Source organism: uncultured Campylobacter sp., from assembly GCF_938017705.1.
In the GTDB taxonomy this organism is placed as follows: Bacteria; Campylobacterota; Campylobacteria; order Campylobacterales; family Campylobacteraceae; genus Campylobacter_B.
The window spans coordinates 1-1,950 of record NZ_CALIIS010000191.1 but is presented as its reverse complement, the minus strand read 5'-3'; the positions used below and the strand labels follow the sequence as shown (position 1 = coordinate 1,950).

At 35.0% G+C, this 1,950-nt stretch carries 2 protein-coding genes; both read right to left on the bottom strand.

What is annotated here, in order from left to right; genetic code table 11:
• Positions 1-807 precede the first annotated feature (807 nt).
• Positions 808-1,350: a hypothetical protein gene (locus tag Q0605_RS08900; protein ID WP_298706321.1), complete on the bottom strand. Its 543-nt coding sequence runs from the start codon at positions 1,348-1,350 to the stop codon at positions 808-810.
• Between the two features lie 166 nt (positions 1,351-1,516).
• On the bottom strand, positions 1,517-1,950 hold a 434-nt coding region (locus tag Q0605_RS08895; RefSeq protein ID WP_363317216.1), incomplete at its 5' end, for a hypothetical protein.

The window sequence follows — 1,950 nt, the reverse complement described above, 5'->3', positions numbered from 1 at the left end:
GTGAGTAGAATTCCATCCCTTTGGGAATTAAAACAGTCCGTATATGATGAAGCGGAGGGGCTCGGTGAAAGTAGAATTCGATCCCGTTGGGAATTGAAACCAGCTTGCAAATGATAAGCTTGATGCTATCGTCGAGCGTAGAATTCCATCCCGTTGGGAATTGAAACCTGGAATAAGAGCCTACGACTTTCGTTCCTTGCGGGGTAGGATTTCATCCGGTTGGAAATTGAAACGCCCCGCATCAGTAAAATATTCATACTCGCGTAAAAGTAGAATTCCATCCCGTTGAGAATTGAAACAGAAATGGGCGTAAGGCTCAATCTTTTCGGCTTTGCGTAGAATTTCATCCCATTGGGAATTAAAACGCTCTATTTAAAATTTCATTTTTCCCTCTCGCATAGTAGCATTCTATAGAATTTACCAAGCCGAATTCTGCCTGATAAAATTTTTGCCAAATAAAAATTCCGGCTTAGATTTTAAAATTTATCGAGTAGGGTTCCGTATCCCAGAGCTTAGAATTTCAAATTTAAGAAACAGTGGCTTTGAGTTGCAGGATTCAAAAGCGTAAGGATTTTAGATCATAAAATTTTGAAAGATCGGCAGGATTAGAATTTTAAATTCAAAGTCGATGATCGAAATTCCAAACCTCGAAACTTAAAATTTTAAATCTGAAGCGGAAGCAAATTTTAAGATCATTTTAAAATTTACCCCTTTTAAATTTCCATTTCTCAAGCTCTATTCATAAAATTTTACGTATTAATTTACGTAAAATTTAGTCAAAAAGATGATCTCATAAACTTATCCGCATTAAATTTTATCACCTCTTTTTAGAACAAAAACCGTTGCAGACGCGATTATTAGCGATGATAAAGCGCTTATAATCATTATGTTAAAATTAAAATTTGAGCGATCAAGCAGATGACCCAACCAAGTCAAATCAGCTTTTGCTAGGATTATCGCAGCTAGCGGATAAGTATAAAATAAACTTATAAAAAATGCAGATGCAGCGGATATTTTATCCAGCAGAATAAAAGCCTTTATTTTGGAAAATGTAAAGCAGCAGATGATTAGAGGCAAAATTACCGTCGCGCAAAATAGATACAATACCATAGCGCCGAAAATATCGCTTTCGCTATCGCTCGCCTCTTTGTGCCACGTTAGTTCAAAAGCTTTTAAAACGATAGAAAACGGATTCGCGATATCGTAACCGCTATACTCCGCCAAAAAAACCGCATCTATGCTGGCAAATATAACGCCCAAGCAGTCTATAGTAAAAAAGAGCAAGGCAATCCAGAATAAAATCCTCACCCCTTTTAGCTCAAAACATTTTTTAATGAACTCTTTTATCACCCTAGCCCCTAATTTATAGCTTTTAAGATCAATTTGGCTTTTATATCGCGTTTCATTTCGGCGCCTTTAAAAACACTTTGTCGTAATTTATCATCAAAATTTAAGCCTTTCGCTGCGCTAAATTTTAAAATTTACCGAGCCGAATTATGATCGGATAAAAAACTATTTATCCTTTTCTTGCATCTATCAACGCGACTTTATAATTCTCACCTTGCTTATATAATCCATCAAGCCCAAATACTATAAGCTGCTCTTTTAAAAGCGAAAAAATTTCATCTACTGATATTTTTTCGCTACCATTTGGCACTATTGACAATACTTTCCAGACTTTATTATATTGGATACCTAAAACTTTTTCGTCTAATCCATAATCAAGAACGATGTCAAATATATCACCTTTATAATAGAATTTCCACATTGCTTTCGATAGATATGCGTGATCTATCTCCGGATCATTAAATAATTGAGTTTTCATAATCCAACAATCCAGTTTTTTATCTATAATCCAGCTCTTTTTACTTGGTAGTGTCTTATATAATGGATTGTACTTATAGTAAATCTCGCCAAGTCCATATCTTTCATCGTCCTCTTTTGTAATGA